The organism is Oxalobacteraceae bacterium OTU3CAMAD1 (assembly GCA_024123915.1).
GTDB lineage: Bacteria > Pseudomonadota > Gammaproteobacteria > Burkholderiales > Burkholderiaceae_D > Rugamonas.
This window is the reverse complement of sequence record CP099650.1, coordinates 486,253-501,561: the sequence shown is the minus strand read 5'-3', so window position 1 is coordinate 501,561 and position 15,309 is coordinate 486,253. Positions and strand designations below refer to the sequence as shown.

General features: G+C 62.7%; 16 protein-coding genes. 11 read left to right on the top strand and 5 right to left on the bottom strand.

Annotated features, from left to right (window positions below; genetic code table 11):
• The first annotated feature begins 129 nt into the window (after positions 1 to 129).
• From NHH88_02085 to NHH88_02045, 9 genes are all read left to right on the top strand, one after another.
• A complete protein-coding gene (locus tag NHH88_02085; GenBank protein ID USX14609.1) occupies positions 130 to 2,073 on the top strand; it encodes an AMP-binding protein in 1,944 nt (647 codons plus the stop codon).
• A 14-nt stretch (positions 2,074 to 2,087) separates the two neighbouring features.
• Entirely contained in the window at positions 2,088 to 2,933 is an 846-nt protein-coding gene (locus NHH88_02080; protein USX14608.1) for an ABC transporter ATP-binding protein, read from the top strand.
• Between the two features lie 2 nt (positions 2,934 to 2,935).
• On the top strand, positions 2,936 to 3,832 hold the full coding sequence (locus NHH88_02075) for a branched-chain amino acid ABC transporter permease (GenBank protein ID USX17510.1): 897 nt from the start codon (positions 2,936 to 2,938) through the stop codon (positions 3,830 to 3,832).
• Between the two features lie 22 nt (positions 3,833 to 3,854).
• Positions 3,855 to 4,913 (top strand): branched-chain amino acid ABC transporter permease, encoded by a 1,059-nt coding sequence (locus tag NHH88_02070; protein ID USX14607.1) that lies wholly within the window; start codon positions 3,855 to 3,857, stop codon positions 4,911 to 4,913.
• 51 nt (positions 4,914 to 4,964) lie between these two features.
• Positions 4,965 to 6,275 carry an ABC transporter substrate-binding protein gene (locus tag NHH88_02065; GenBank protein USX14606.1) on the top strand — a complete coding sequence of 437 codons (1,311 nt, stop codon included), beginning with the start codon at positions 4,965 to 4,967 and terminating at the stop codon, positions 6,273 to 6,275.
• Positions 6,272 to 7,075, top strand: a complete 804-nt coding sequence (locus NHH88_02060; protein ID USX14605.1) for an ABC transporter ATP-binding protein — start codon at positions 6,272 to 6,274, stop codon at positions 7,073 to 7,075. Before NHH88_02065 ends, NHH88_02060 begins: the two co-directional genes overlap by 4 nt.
• 12 nt (positions 7,076 to 7,087) lie before the next feature.
• Complete coding sequence (locus NHH88_02055; GenBank protein ID USX14604.1) at positions 7,088 to 7,444, top strand: MmcQ/YjbR family DNA-binding protein; 357 nt, start codon at positions 7,088 to 7,090, stop codon at positions 7,442 to 7,444.
• On the top strand, positions 7,444 to 8,697 hold the full coding sequence (locus NHH88_02050) for an AMP-binding protein (GenBank protein USX17509.1): 1,254 nt from the start codon (positions 7,444 to 7,446) through the stop codon (positions 8,695 to 8,697). Before NHH88_02055 ends, NHH88_02050 begins: the two co-directional genes overlap by 1 nt.
• Positions 8,698 to 8,799: 102 nt before the next feature.
• A complete protein-coding gene (locus NHH88_02045) occupies positions 8,800 to 9,372 on the top strand; it encodes a hypoxanthine-guanine phosphoribosyltransferase (protein ID USX14603.1) in 573 nt (190 codons plus the stop codon).
• 6 nt (positions 9,373 to 9,378) lie between these two features.
• Here NHH88_02045 and NHH88_02040 read toward each other — a convergent pair whose 3' ends face one another.
• From NHH88_02040 to NHH88_02025, 4 genes are all read right to left on the bottom strand, one after another.
• Entirely contained in the window at positions 9,379 to 10,590 is a 1,212-nt protein-coding gene (locus tag NHH88_02040) for a tetratricopeptide repeat protein (GenBank protein USX14602.1), read from the bottom strand.
• 159 nt (positions 10,591 to 10,749) lie between these two features.
• Positions 10,750 to 11,703, bottom strand: coding sequence for a nitronate monooxygenase family protein (locus tag NHH88_02035; GenBank protein ID USX14601.1), 954 nt, complete (start codon positions 11,701 to 11,703; stop codon positions 10,750 to 10,752).
• Positions 11,704 to 11,870: 167 nt separating this feature from the next.
• Positions 11,871 to 12,779, bottom strand: a complete 909-nt coding sequence (locus tag NHH88_02030) for an MBL fold metallo-hydrolase (GenBank protein USX14600.1) — start codon at positions 12,777 to 12,779, stop codon at positions 11,871 to 11,873.
• Positions 12,776 to 12,961 carry a DUF1289 domain-containing protein gene (locus NHH88_02025; GenBank protein USX14599.1) on the bottom strand — a complete coding sequence of 62 codons (186 nt, stop codon included), beginning with the start codon at positions 12,959 to 12,961 and terminating at the stop codon, positions 12,776 to 12,778. The genes NHH88_02030 and NHH88_02025 overlap by 4 nt, the downstream gene beginning before the upstream one ends.
• A 143-nt stretch (positions 12,962 to 13,104) precedes the next feature.
• Here NHH88_02025 and NHH88_02020 point away from each other — a divergent pair, with 143 nt between their 5' ends.
• Both NHH88_02020 and NHH88_02015 read left to right on the top strand, forming a co-directional pair.
• A complete protein-coding gene (locus NHH88_02020; protein USX14598.1) occupies positions 13,105 to 13,518 on the top strand; it encodes a CopG family transcriptional regulator in 414 nt (137 codons plus the stop codon).
• Positions 13,519 to 13,527: 9 nt separating this feature from the next.
• Complete coding sequence (locus tag NHH88_02015) at positions 13,528 to 14,883, top strand: PHB depolymerase family esterase (GenBank protein ID USX14597.1); 1,356 nt, start codon at positions 13,528 to 13,530, stop codon at positions 14,881 to 14,883.
• 102 nt (positions 14,884 to 14,985) lie between these two features.
• Here NHH88_02015 and NHH88_02010 read toward each other — a convergent pair whose 3' ends face one another.
• Positions 14,986 to 15,201, bottom strand: a complete 216-nt coding sequence (locus NHH88_02010) for a cysteine-rich CWC family protein (protein ID USX14596.1) — start codon at positions 15,199 to 15,201, stop codon at positions 14,986 to 14,988.
• Positions 15,202 to 15,309: the final 108 nt, after the last annotated feature.

Sequence of the window (15,309 nt, the reverse complement as noted above, 5' to 3'; positions counted from 1 at the left end):
ATTATTGCGTCGCACCATAGAAAAGTCGGTCAATTGTCATCGAAACGACAACACAGGTCTTTGCGGCAGGCTAATATCATCACACAAGAAGCTGTACACAAGTACAAGAAAAGCAACCGGAGACAACTGGTGCAAAACGATCAAGAGACTTTTCCTCGCCGCCTGCTCGCGCACGGCCAGGTCAGACCCGGCAAGCCCGCGTTCCGCGAAAAACACTTGGGCATCTGGCAAAGCTGGAACTGGGCGCAGGTGAACGGCGAAGTGCGCGCGCTGGCCTGCGGACTGGCGGCGCTGGGGTTCGAACGCGGCATGAACCTGGCCATCATCGGCGACAACCGCCCGCGCCTTTATTGGGCGATGCTGGCCGCGCAATGCCTCGGCGGCGTTCCGGTGCCGCTGTACCAGGACGCGCCGGCCGCCGACATGGCCTACGTGCTCGAAAACGCGGAGATCCACTACGCCATCGTCGAAGACCAGGAGCAGGTCGACAAACTGATGGAATTGCAAACGTTGTATCCGCATATCCGCCACATCGCCTATGACGATGAACGCGGCATGCGCCACTACCGCCAGCCAGGTTTGCTGTCCTTCGCCCGCTTGCAGGAGCTGGGGCGCGACTGGGACAAAGCCCATCCCGGCATGTTCGACGCCGCCGTCGATGCCGGCCAAGGCGGCGACAACGCCATCATCCTCTACACATCCGGCACCACCGGCAAGCCGAAAGGCGTGTGCCAAACCCACGCCGCGCTGATCGCGGCCGGCACCGGCGGCGTCGGTTTCGAGAACCTCACCGACGCCGAAGACATCCTGTCCTACTTGCCGATGGCGTGGGTGGGCGACTGCCTGTTCTCCTTCGCGCAGGCGATGACGGCCGGTTTCACCGTCAACTGCCCCGAGTCCGGCGACACCGTCATGACGGACATGCGCGAAATCGGTCCTACTTATTACTTCGCCCCGCCGCGCGTGTTCGAGAACATGCTCACTACCGTGATGATACGGATGGAGGACGCCGGCGCCATCAAACGCGCCATGTTCCAGTACTTCATGGCGGTGGCGCGCCGCAGCGGGGCGGCGATTTTGGACGGCAAAGCGGTGCCGCTGGCCGATCGCCTGTTGTACGCGCTGGGCCGGGTGCTGGTTTACGGGCCGCTGAAAAACGTGCTTGGATTGTCGCGCGTGCGCGTCGCCTACACCGCCGGTGCCGCGATAGGACCCGATCTGTTCCGCTTCTATCGCTCCATCGGCGTCAATCTGAAGCAGTTTTACGGCTCGACCGAAACCTGCGCCTACATTTGCCTGCAACCGGACAGCCAGATCAAATTCGACAGCGTCGGCCTGCCGGCGCCCGGCGTGGAGGTCAAACTGGCCGACAACGGCGAGGTGCTGGTGAAATCGCCAACACTGATGGATTGCTATTACAAGCGTCCCGACGCAACGCGCGAGGCGATCGACGCGCAAGGCTACTTCCACACCGGCGACGCCGGCTTGTTCGATCCCGAAGGCCATTTGAAAATCATCGACCGCGCGGCCGACGTGGGCCGGATGAACGGCGGCGCCATCTTCGCGCCGAACTACATCGAAAATAAACTCAAGTTCTTCCCGTTCATCAAAGAGGCAGTGGCGTTCGGCCATGAGCGCGACGAAGTTTGCGCCTTCATCAATATCGACATCGAGGCCGTGGGTAACTGGGCGGAGCGGCGCGGCATCGCCTATTCCGGCTACACGGACCTGGCGGCGCATCCGCAAGTCTATGGCCTGATCCGCGACTGCATCGAGCAGGTCAACGCCGACCTGGCCGCCGAGCCGATGATGGGCGACACGCAAATCCACCGCTATCTGGTGCTGCACAAGGAGCTCGATCCCGACGACGACGAGTTGACGCGCACACGCAAGGTGCGGCGCAAATTCATCGCCGAGAAATACTCGGTGCTGATCGACGCCCTGTACGGCGGCAAAACGTCGCAATACATCGAGACGCAGGTGAAGTTTGAAGATGGCCGAACGGGCCTGGTGGCGGCGGATCTGAAGATAGAACGGTGCAAGACCTTCCCCGCAGTCCAAGCAGCGGCATGACGGAGAGAGCGACCATGCAGATGAACGAACCAGACGCCCACTTCGGCGCCGACGCTTTTGCAAACACGAGTAGCGGGCGCCGCGTCATCGGCGACGTGATCCTCGACCTGAAAAACATCTCGCTGTCGTTCGGCGGCGTGAAGGCGCTGACCGATATCTCCTTCGACGTGAAAAAACACGAGATTCGCGCCATCATCGGCCCCAATGGCGCCGGCAAAAGCTCGATGCTGAACGTGATCAACGGCGTCTATCGCCCGCAGCAGGGGGAGATTGTTTTTCGCGGCCAGCACCACAAGAACATGGATTGCCACACGGCCGCCAAGGCGGGCATCGCGCGCACCTTCCAGAACATCGCGCTGTTCAAGGGCATGACGGTCCTCGACAACATCATGACCGGCCGTAACCTGAAGATGAAGTCCAACTTCCTGATGCAGGCGCTGTACTGGGGGCCGGCGCGGCGCGAGGAGATCGCGCACCGCGTCAAGGCGGAGGAAATCATCGATTTCCTGGAAATCCAGGCGATCCGCAAAACGCCCGTTGGACGCCTGCCATACGGCCTGCAAAAGCGTGTGGAATTGGGCCGGGCGCTGGCCGCCGAGCCGGAGATCCTGCTGCTGGACGAGCCGATGGCCGGCATGAACGTCGAAGAAAAGCAGGACATGTGCCGCTTCATCCTCGACGTCAACGACCAATTCGGCACCACCATCGTCTTGATCGAGCACGATATGGGCGTGGTGATGGATATCTCGGACCGCGTGGTGGTCCTGGACTACGGCCGCAAGATCGGCGACGGTACGCCGGACGAGGTGCGCGGCAATCAGGACGTGATCAACGCCTATCTTGGAGTCGCGCACGCATGAACATCAACTTCTTCTTCGAGGTGCTGATCGGCGGCCTGCTGTCCGGTGTCATGTACGCGCTGGTGGCGATCGGCTTTGTGCTGATCTATAAGGCCTCCGGCGTGTTCAATTTCGCCCAGGGGGCGATGGTGTTCTTCGCCGCCCTGACCTGCGTCGGCATCATGGACAAATTCGGCGTGTCGCTGTGGTTGGCGATACCGCTGACCATCGTGGTGATGATACTGCTCGGGATAGCGATCGAGCGGGTGGTCCTGCGGCCGCTGGTCAACCAGCCCGAAATCACGCTGTTTATGGCCACCATCGGCTTGGCCTTCTTCATCGAGGGCTTGGCGCAGCTGATGTGGGGCAACCAAGTGCACAGGCTGGAACTACCGATCGAAGACGTGCCGTCGGAGTACCTGATGGAGAACTTCAATCTGCTGGTGTCGCAGTTCGACATCATGGCGGCGGCAGTGTGCGGTGTCCTGGTCACCTCTTTGGCGCTGCTGTTCTCCAAAACCAAGGTGGGCCGCGCGCTGCGCGCCGTCGCCGACGATCACCAAGCCGCGCTGGCGGTGGGCATTCCGCTGCAGCGCATCTGGGCGGTGCTGTGGGCGGTGGCCGGTGTGGTCGCGCTGGTGGCCGGCCTGTTGTGGGGCGCACGCAATGGCGTGCAGTTCGCGCTGACCTTCGTGGCGCTCAAAGCGCTGCCGGTGCTCATCCTGGGCGGCTTCACATCGATGCCGGGAGCGATCGTCGGCGGCCTGATTATCGGCGCGTCGGAAAAACTGGCCGAGGTGTATATCGGCCCGCTGGTCGGCGGCGGCATCGAAGGCTGGTTCCCGTACGTGCTGGCGCTGATGTTCCTGCTGGTGCGGCCGGAAGGCCTGTTCGGCGAAAAAATCATCCGCAGGATTTAAAAGCGAACCTTAAGAGGCGCACATGCTCTACCGCGAAGCAGGACAATTCAAGACCAGCTATCAGGCCGACAGCCAGATCTTCCCTATCTTGCAGGACCGCGTGGCGATGCTCGCGCTGCTGGTCGTCGCCATCGTGGTGGTGCCGCTGGTGGCGTCGCCCTACGCCTTGTCGGCGATCCTGATTCCGTTTTTGATCTTTTCGCTCGCCGCGCTCGGGTTGAACATCCTGACCGGCTACGCGGGCCAGCTGTCGCTCGGCACCGCCGCCTTCATGGCGGTGGGCGCCTTCGCTTCGTATAACTTCGTCGCCCGCATTCCCGGCATTCCGGTGCTGGTGGCTTTCGTGCTCGGGGGGCTGAGCGCGGCGGCGGTCGGCATCGCCTTCGGCCTGCCGTCGCTGCGGATACGCGGCTTCTACCTGGCCGCGTCGACCCTGGCCACGCAGTTCTTCGTGATCTGGTGCCTGACCAAGATCCCCTACCTGACCAACTACAGCGCCTCCGGCGTCATCACGGCGCAGAAAATCGTCATCCTCGGCTACCAGTTCGATACGCCGGACCGCAAATACCTGCTGGTGCTCGGCGTGGTGGCCGTGATGGCGCTGCTGGCCAAGAACATGGTGCGCTCCAACGTCGGCCGCTCCTGGATGGCGGTGCGCGACATGGACGTGGCGGCGGAAGTGATCGGCTTCCGGCTGATGCGCACCAAGCTGCTGGCGTTCGCCGTCAGCTCCTTCTACTGCGGTGTGGCCGGCGCGCTGTACGCCTTCGCCTACCTGGGCACCGTGGAACCGGAGGCCTACAACCTCGATCTGTCGTTCCGCATCCTGTTCATGATCATCATCGGCGGCGTCGGCTCGATACTCGGCTCCTTCCTCGGCGCGGCCTTCATCGTGCTGCTGCCGGTGCTGCTCAATATTCTGGCACACAGCCTGTCGCTGCCGAATAGCGTGGCGTCCAATCTGGAGTTGATGGTGTTCGGCGCCTTGATCATATTTTTCCTGATCGTCGAGCCGCACGGCCTGGCGCGTTTGTGGCAAATCGGTAAAGAGAAACTGCGCCTGTGGCCTTTCCCGCACTGAGCGCAGCAATTGGATGCAACCTTCCAGCGTAGTACCCAAGAGGAGACAACAATGAAAATCATGGCATCGTTTGTAATTGGCGCCGCACTTGTCGCAACCATCGCGCCCGCGCTGGCGCAGCAGGCCGCCGGACAGTACGTCGCCCTGCCCTCGTACCGCGTCGGCCCTTATGCGGCGGGCGGTTCCGGTTTTTACGGCGGCATCATCGACTACTTCAACCTGGTCAACCTGTCGGGCGGCATCAATGGCGTCAAGATCGGCTGGGAGGAATGCGAGACCGAATACAACCCGTCGCGCGGCGTCGAATGCTACGAGCGGCTGAAAACCAAGAACGGCGGCGCCACTTTGGTCGAGCCGCTGTCCACCGGCGTCGCCTATGGAGTGCTCGACCGCCTGCCGACCGACAAAATCCCGATGACGATGATCGGCTACGGCCGCTCGGACGCCGCCAACGGCAAGGTCTTCCCCTACGTTTTCCCCCTGATCACCAGCTACTGGAACCAGGCGGCCGGCATGATCAAGTACCTGGGCGACAAGAACGGCGGCATGGACAAACTCAAAGGCAAAAAAATCGTCCACCTGTACCACGACTCCGCCTTCGGCAAGGAGCCCTTGCCGGTGCTGGAGGCGCTGTCCAAACAATATGGCTTTGAACTGATCAAAATCCCCGTCACGCCGCCGGGCAGCGAGCAGCAATCGCAATGGCTGCAAATCCGCCAGGCCAAGCCGGATCACGTGATCCTGTGGGGCTGGGGTTCGATGAACGCGGTGGCGATCAAGACCGCGCAGCGCAACGGCTTCCCGCGCGAGAAGATGCTCGGCGTGTGGTGGGCTGGGTCCGAGGAAGACACCGTACCGGCCGGCGACGCCGCCAAGGGCTACAGCGCGATGACGTTCAACACCCCCGGCAATTACCCTGTGATGGACGACATCAGGAAAAAACTCTACGAAGCCGGCAAGGGCAATCTGGCCGATCGCAACCGCATCGGCTCCGTGTACCACATGCGCGGCGTCAGCGCGGCCATCCTGTGGGTGGAGGCGATGCGCACCGCGCAGGAGAAGTTCGGCAAGGGCAAAGCCGTCACCGGCGAGCAAATGCGCTGGGGCCTGGAGAACCTCAACGTCGACGAGGCGCGCCAGAAAGCCATCGGCGCGCTCGGCATGCTACCGGTGGTGAAGACGAGCTGCGACGATCACGAGGGCTCCGGCGCGGTGAAAGTCCAGCAATGGGACGGCAAAAAGTGGAACGCCATCACGCCCAACTGGGTGGTGGGCGACAAGGCGCTGACCCGCAAGCTGTTGGAAGAAAGCTCCGCAGCCTACGCGGCCGAGAAAAAAATCACCCCGGCCTGCGCAAAATGACGCCCTACCTCTCCGTCAACAACGTGGAAGTGATCTACGACCATGTGATCCTGGTGCTGAAAGGCGTGTCGCTACAGGTCCCGCAAGGGAAAATCGTCGCGCTGCTGGGGGCTAACGGCGCCGGCAAATCCACCACCTTGAAAACCATCTCCACCTTGTTGCGCGGAGAGCGCGGCGACGTCACCAAGGGCGACGTGCAGTTCAAGGGAGAGCGCATCGACCAGCTCACGCCCAATGAACTGGTCAAGCGCGGCCTGTCGCAGGTGATGGAGGGTCGTCACTGCTTCGGCCACTTGACCATCGAGGAAAACCTGCTGACCGGCGCGTACACGCGCAGCCTGTCGCGCGCGGAGCTCAAGGAATCGCTGGACAAGGTATACCACTACTTCCCGCGATTGAAGGAGCGCCGCACCAGCCAGGCCGGCTACACCTCCGGCGGCGAGCAGCAGATGTGCGCGATCGGCCGTGCGCTGATGGCCAAGCCGTCGATGATTTTGCTGGACGAGCCGTCGATGGGCATCGCGCCGCAAATCGTCGACGAGATATTCGGCATCGTGAAGGACTTGAACGGCAAGGAGAGCGTGTCCTTCCTGCTGGCCGAGCAAAACACCAACATCGCGCTGCGCTACGCCGATTTCGGCTACATCCTGGAAAACGGCCGCGTCGTGATGGAAGGCGCGGCCGCCGACCTGGCCAGCAATGAAGACGTCAAGGAGTTCTACCTCGGCGTGTCCGGCGCCGGCCGCAAGAGCTTCCGCGACATGAAATTTTACCGCCGCCGCAAACGCTGGCTGGCTTGAGGAATCCCGCGCATGAATATCAAGCAAGCGAAAGCGTTTTGCCGCTCCCTGCCCGGCGCCACCGAAGACGTCAAATGGGAAACCCGGCTGGTGTTCTCCATCGGGGACAAGATGTTCGCCCTGACCGATGTCGACGACAAGGCCGACAAAGGCATCAGCTTCAAGGTGGACGACGACCGCTTCCTGGAATTGACGGACCGCCCCGGCATCATCCCCGCGCAGTACCTGGCGCGCGCCAAATGGGTCTACATCGAAGACCTGAAAACCATCAGTGACGCCGAGGCGGCGGAGCTGCTGAAACGCTCGCACGAACTGGTGCTCGCCAAACTGACCAAAAAACTGCAGCGCGAAATCGGAGGACAGCAATGATGACGGATACCCTGGACAGCCTGGAAGTACGCCCGCCCGAACAACGCGAGCGCGAACTGATGGCGCGCCTGCCGCAGCTGGTGGCGCGCGCGAAGGCTGCCGCCGGCTGGTCGCGCATCCTGCGGGACGTGAACGCGGCCGACATCACCAGCCGCGAGGCATTGGCGACTTTGCCGGTGACGCGCAAATCCGAACTGCACGCGCTGCAGAAGATGCAGCCTCCGTTCGGCGGCCTGAATACGACGCCGGTCGGACAATTGGCGCGCCTGTACATGTCGCCCGGCCCGATCTTCGACCCCGAAGGCAAGGGCCAGGACTGGTGGCGCTTCGGCCGCCCCATGTACGCGGCCGGTGTGCGTCCCGGCGGCCTGCTGCAAAACTGCTTCTCCTACCATTTCACGCCGGCGGCTTTCATGGTCGAAGGCGGCGCCGCGCGCATCGGCTGCACCGTCATCCCGGCGGGCAGCGGCCAGACCGAGATGCAGGTGCAGGCGATCAGCGAACTGCGGCCGGACACCTATGTAGGCACGCCCTCCTTCCTGAAGATCATCATCGAGAAGGCGCAGGAAATGGGGGCCGACATCAGCAGCATGACCAAGGCGCTGATGGGCGCCGAGGCGCTGCCCGAATCGCTGCGCGAGTGGTTCGCCAACAACGGCGTGCCGCATGTGCTGCAAACCTACGCCTCCGCCGATATCGGCAGCATCGCTTTCGAGACGCGCAGCGGCGACGTGCGCCATCCCGGCATGGTGCTCGATGAAGACGTGATCCTGGAAATCGTCCGTCCCGGCAGCGGCGAGCCGGTGGCCGCAGGTGAAATCGGGGAGGTGGTGGTCACCGTTTTCAATCCCGACTATCCGCTGATCCGCTTCGCCACCGGCGACCTGTCGGCGGTGTTGACCGGCGTGCCAGATTCGCCGTGCGGCCGCACCAACACCCGCATCAAGGGCTGGATGGGCCGCGCCGACCAGACCACCAAGGTGCGCGCGATGTTCGTCCACCCGTCGCAGGTGCATGAGGTGACGCGCCGCCATCCGGAAATCGTCAAGGCGCGGCTGGTGATCTCCGGCCGCATGGCGCAGGACGTGATGACCTTGCACTGCGAGGTGGCCGATCCCGGCGCCGTCAGCGACGCAGCCATCGTCGAATCGATCCGCGAGCTCACCAAACTGCGTGGCGAGGTGCGTTTCGCCCCCATCGGCAGCCTGCCCGGCGACGGCAAAGTGATCGACGACGTACGGGATTACACGTAGGGCTGCGGCAAATCCTGTGGTGGAATAGCAACGATATGCGGTGCGCGGGGATATGGCGGATAATAGCGTTCTTCCACATGTTTTTAAAAGCCGAAGAAGACCATGCAAGACTTCCACCACAACCGCGCCCGCGCCCTGCTGGAGAACGCGGAAGAGCTGTTCAATAAAGAGACCGTCGACGGCGCCGTCACCGCGATGGCCGACACACTCAACGCCCGTTTCAACCAAGCCGACAGCGAGGAATTTCCGCTGGTGCTGGGCGTGATGGGTGGCGCGGTCGTCTTCACCGGCAACCTGCTGCCGCAGCTGACGTTCCCGCTCGAATTCGACTACATCCACGTCAGCCGCTACGGCGACGATGACCAGGGCGGACAAGTGGTGTGGAAAGTGGTGCCACGTTCGAATGTGGCCGGCCGCGTCGTCATCGTATTGGACGATATCCTGGACGAAGGCGAAACGCTGGCCCACGTCAAACAGCGTTTGCTGGACATGGGCGCGGCCGAAGTGGTGCTGGCCGTCTTCGCCGACAAGGCGATCGGCAAGCCCAAGCCGGTCAAGGCGGACATCGTCGGCATCACGATCCCGAACCGCTTCGTGGTCGGATTCGGCATGGACGCTTATGGCTACTGGCGCAATCTGCCTGGCCTGTGGGCGATCCAGACCGAGAACCAGTAACGAAATCTACGGCTGCAATCCCCACGTATCGACGAATTTGCGAATACCGTTGGGATGCGCCTTCTTCCACGCCTCGAACTCGGGGCGGTAGGATTCCTTGTATCGCAATATCAGGAGGCCCGCCTCCAGCTGATCCGCCTTGGCCAGTGTGTGCATGGCGATCAGGCCTGGATCGGTGAGCGCGCCGCCGCCATTGGCCGCGATTTCGTCGGCCACGTTCATGGCCGCCTTCCAAACCGCCAGCTCCATTGCGAACGGCGTGGTGGTGGTCTTTTCCTGACGGTCCTTGAGGCGGATATTCGCCTCGCTAACTCCCACCATCAGCCACACCGCGCCATCGGGTTTCTTCTGCTCGGCGGGATCGCTGAATGCTGGATCGAGCCTTACCGTTCCCTTTCCGGTAGCGGGATCAAGCAAGGCGCTGGCCTTACGCACCAGGCCCAAAGGCTGTAGCGGCGTGCCGTTCGCCGCCCGCAGGTGCGCCAGCTTGCCCCAGTTGGGCATCTGGCTCGGTTGCGCGGCGATCCCGTTTAGCAGCGCGTCCTCGGCGGCGGCGCGCTTGCCCTGATACGCCAACGCGTCCGACAAGAATCGCCAGCCCTGGCTATTGAGCGGCTCGATCGTCACGCCTTTGCGGAACAGCTCCTCCGCCTCTGCCCATTTTTTCTGCGCGAAGTAGCAATCGCCGGCGTAAATCCAGGCGGTGGAATACAGCGGGTCGGCCTGCGCCGCCTGAAGATATTTTTCCCGCGCCTCGTCCAGTTTTCCGGCGACGAAAAGCTGTTCGCCTTCGTGCTTCAGGTTTGACGCCTGCTCCGTCGGCTCGTGCAGCGGAGCCGGTTTTTCCTCGGACAGCAAGCGCAACACTTCCTGCGCGATCGGATCGCGCGGCGCCAGCTTCAACGCCTGCTGCGCGAACGCCTCCGACTGTGCGCGCCATTCCGATTTTTTCGCGGCGTCGTTTTGCAGGATCGATAAAAAATAGAGCGCGTTGGCCAGCTTCGACAACGGCACCGAGGATGTCGCATCGGCCTTCATCGCCGCCTCATAGCTGCGAATCGCCTCGACAGGCTTGCGCTGGAAAAGCTGCGTGTCGCCTTCCTGCACCAGCGCGGCGGCGTCGTCGTTGATGGGCACCTGCGCGGACGCCATGGGACCAAAGCACAGCAGCGAGAACGACAAGGATAGAGACAGCGACAGCGCGCGCAACTTATTCATCACTCAATCCCATTTTTTGGCAAGGTTGAATTTATTATAAGTACTTTCGCGGCAAGACGGGGGGTCAGGTCCGACATTCGGACATTGGGGAACTTTTAAGCGTTGAAAAGTTCCCCATTTTTGCCATTTGTCCGAATGTCGGACCTGACCCTGGGGTTTTTACAATGCCAGGCGCGCGCGCGCCGCGTCGTATTCGGCTTTCAGGCGCGCGACCATTTCTGCGGTGGTCGGCACGTCGTCCATCAGGCCCACGCCCTGGCCGGCGCCCCAGATGTCGCGCCAAGCCTTGGCGCTGCCGGAGCCGAAATTCATCGAGCTCTTGTCGGCCTGCGGCAGCGCGTCCGGGTCCAGGCCGGCGTTGACGATGGATTTCTTCAGGTAGTTGCCATGCACGCCGGTGAACAGGCTCGAATAGATGATGTCTGCGGCCGACGATTCGACGATGGCGTCGCGGTAGTCGTCGCTGACGTTCGATTCCTTGGTGGCGAGCCAGCGCGAGCCGATGTACGCGAAGTCGGCGCCCATCGCCTGCGCCGCCAGAATCGCGTCGCCGGTGGCGATCGCGCCGGACAGGGCGATCGGACCTTTGAAGAATTTGCGCACTTCGCCCACCAGCGCGAACGGCGACAACGTGCCGGCGTGGCCGCCGGCGCCGCTGGCGACCAGGATCAGGCCATCGACACCAGCTTCCAGCGCTTTTTCGGCGTGGCGGATCGATACGATGTCGTGCATGACGATGCCGCCGTAGCTGTGGATCGCGTCCAGCATCTCCTTCGGCGGCGCGCGCAGCGACGAAATGATGATCGGCACCCGGTGCTTGACGCAGACTTCGACGTCGTGCGCCAGGCGGTCGTTCGATTGGTGGACGATCTGGTTGACGGCGATCGGGCCAACGCGCTTGTCCGGATTGGCCATCTGGTAGTCGGCCAGTTCGTTTTGCAGGTCGGTTAGCCAGACGTCGAGCGTTTCCGCCGGGCGGGCGTTCAGCGCCGGGAAGGAGCCGACGATGCCCGCCTTGCACTGCGCCGCCACCAGCGCGGGACCGCTGGCGATGAACATCGGGGAGGCGATTACGGGGAGTGAAAGATTTTGCAACGCTGCAGGCAGGGCCATGGCGAACTCGCTGACGTAAAGTTGATCGGGGGTGTAAGGTCTCGGGGGATTATAGACCGGAAATAGTACGATCGTGCCGAAAATAGGTGGAGTGCTCTAGAGTTTGCTCCAGTCCGTGGCGGCTCGGTGGCGGATTACGCGCTTTGCGCTAATCCGCCCTACGTGGATCACGTGTTAAGTAAGTGCTCACCTTCGATGCGGGCCGCAAGACTTCGTACCAATTGCTTGATCGCCCACGTTGCCAGCGTATCCGGCGTCTCTTTCAAAAACCTGGCGTTAGCCGTTTCGAACACCGGCATTGCTAGCAGCAGTGCCGGCACTTCGCTCAGCGCGATCCGCTGCCGCTCCAGCAACAAGAACTTCAGCAGCACCTTGATCGCGTTCTGTGCGTTGCGAACCGGGTCGGCCTCCAGATACGCGAGCCGCGATCTCGCCCGCGCCAGCGCGCCCGCCGCGTCGCTGAACGGCCGTCCGTGCCCCGGAATCACCAGGCGCACATCGAGCCCCGCGATCACGTCGAGCGTGGCCCGCTCCTCGGCGAAACCGGATTCGCCATCGAGTTCCGGGAAGATGACGCCGAAGCCGTTCTCCCACAACGCGTCGGCCGAGACCAGCACGCGCTCCGCCGGACAGTAAAAAATCAGCGAGTGCGGATCGTGCCCCGGCGCGCCCAGCGCCTGCCATTCCATGCCGCCCAAGGTCAGCATGTCGCCCGGGGAGATGGTGGAGTCGAAGGTGAATCGCTCGCAGCGCTGGCCCGTGGCCTTGAAACTGAGCGCGTCCACGTCCCAGTCCCGCACCTTGTCCGCCTCGGCGACCGGAATCGCGATGCGGCTGCCGTAATGCGCCTGCAGCGTGGCGTTGCCGCCGCAATGGTCGGAGTGCAGATGGGTGTTGAGCACCAGGTCGAGATGGCGGCCTTGCAGCGCGTGCCGCACCAACTCCAGCGTTTGCGGCGCGTGGGTCAGGTAGCCGGTGTCGATCAGGGCCGTGTCGTGGCGTCCCAACAACAGCACGTTGTTGGAGGACAGCCAGCCCCGCTCGAATACCTGGATCGAGGCCGGCAACGCGCTCATTGCCCGAAATCGTCGTCGAAATTCACCGTCAGCTCGCGCCGGCGGATCTCCGCCCAGACTCCCCGTTTGTAGTCGTCGTCCGCCTTGGACCAGCTGACGATTTCCTCGATGGTGCGCAGACATCCCATGCAATAACGCCGCTCGGCGTCCATCTTGCACAGGCTGACGCAGGGCGACGGCACGGGGGTGGCGAGCTCTGGAATTGGGCCCGGGACTGCTAAGTTAGTTGGATCACTCATGGCGACATTATGGACCGAATGCGCTTGACTTGGGGAACGCGAAGCCTATACTACCATCCATGTAGATGGTAACCAGATGGAGACGTATGGCTAAGCAAGAACTAAAACTGAAGACCGCCGAGTCGGAAAAGATCACGATCAACCTCGGTCCCATCGACCTTGGGCAGATCGATTTGCTGGTGCAGGAGGGTTTTTACTCCAACCGCACCGATTTGATCCGGACGGCGATTCGCAATCAGTTAAACGAGCACGCCGACGTGGTGAAGCAAACGGTGGCGCGCAAAAGCCTGGTGCTCGGAATGCAACATTACACCCGCTCGGATCTTGAGGCGGTGCAGGCGGCCGGCCAGCGGCTGCAGATACAGGTACTTGGTTTGGCCAGTATCGCCAGCGACGTTTCGGTCGAACTGGCACTGGCGACCATCGATTCGATTTTTGTACTAGGTTCGCTCCACGCCAGCGCGGTGATCAAAACCGCATTAGCCCAACGAATCCACTAAAGGACAGCTATGAAATTACCGTTTATGTCGAGCGTGCGCAGTGCCGCACAAAAGCTCATTAACAAGGGCGCCACGGCCGCCGTGCAAAAAGCCATGGAAAGCATGATCGAACTGCAGCAAAAGCAGCAGCAGCAACGCGCAGCCGGTCCGCAACCGGCATCGCCATCGCCATCGGCGGCCCAACCGTCGGCGCAACCGCATATGCGTGACATTAACCCGCCGCCCGAATATGTGGCGCCGCGTTCGGCGCCACATTCGACCGCCGATAGCGCGCGTGTTCACCCCGAATCGACGGCGAAACCGGCTCCGAATCAGTCCAGTCACACCGCCAAAGCGGCGGCAGAACCGCAGCCGCAGGCCACGCCGGCCAGCGCGCCCAATCCGGCCACCAATCCGACCGAATACGCGCAGGACATGCTGAACCGGATGGGCATCAAGATCGATCTGCAATCCATCGATCTGCAGTCCAACTTCGGCATGGACATGGGTTCGATCATGAATCCCACCAAGGCCGCGCCGCTGCCGGAAGGCGCGAAGTTCATCAGCGGCAGCTACGCCAACCACGCGGGCAGCCGCAATTACAAGTTGTACGTGCCGTCGACCTACACCGGCCAGGCCATGCCGCTGCTGGTGATGCTGCACGGCTGCACGCAGAATCCCGACGATTTCGCCGCCGGCACGCAGATGAACCAGGTGGCCGAGGAGATGGGCTGCTTCGTCGCCTATCCGGAGCAGACGGCCGGCGCCAACCACTCGAAATGCTGGAACTGGTTCAACGCCATCGACCAGCAGCACGGCCAGGGCGAGCCGTCGATCATCGCCGGCATCGCGCAGCAGATCATCGACGAGTATCCCGTCAACGAGCGTCAGGTGTATGTCGCCGGGCTGTCGGCGGGCGGCGCGATGGCGGTCATCGTCGGCACCTTGTACCCGGAGCTGTTCGCGGCGGTGGGCGTGCATTCGGGCCTGCCGTTCGCCTCGGCGCAGGATTTGCCGTCGGCGCTGAGCGCCATGAAGCGCGGCGCGAGCAGCTCGCACAAGGCCGGCAATGGTTCGCAGCCGATCATCGTGTTCCACGGCGACAGCGACACCACCGTCAACCCGCGCAACGGCGAGCAGGTGATCGAGCAGCGCCTGCACAGCCACAAGGGCGCGCCGTCGATCCAGTCGGGCAGCGTGCCGAATGGGTATCGCTACACGCAGACGACGCACACCAAGGCCGACGGCTCGCCGCTCGGCGAGCATTGGGTGGTGCACGGGGCGGGCCACGCATGGTCCGGCGGCAGCGCGCACGGCACCTACACCGACGCCAAGGGGCCGGATGCCAGCCGCGAGATGTTGCGGTTTTTCCGGACCGTGAGCTAGGCCTCGTCCCGGGTGACGTCTGGAGACACGTAGGGCGGATTAGCGCAGCGTAATCCGCCATCGAGCCGCCGGCGACGCATGCATGGCGGATTACGGCTTCGCCTAATCCGCCCTACGTGCCTCCGGGGTCTGTTTCGGTTCCGTGTCGGCAATGTGCTTTTTTAAACAATCCGGGCACCAGCAACTGGCGCCCGGCGCCGACGGCACCGGCAGCGACGCCGGCAGGTAGGTGCACCAGCAGGGCTGGGCGGCTGTGGCGGGATCGGCGTCCACCATGGCGCACGAGAATTCGGCGCCGCAACGCGAGCAGGTACTCATATGGCGGCAAGTTGGCTGGTCATGCGGTCCAGCGTATCGGATGATCTCGGAAAATACAACCGGATAGCCCTATAATGCACAACTCATAGCCGCGATCGCAGCGATCGC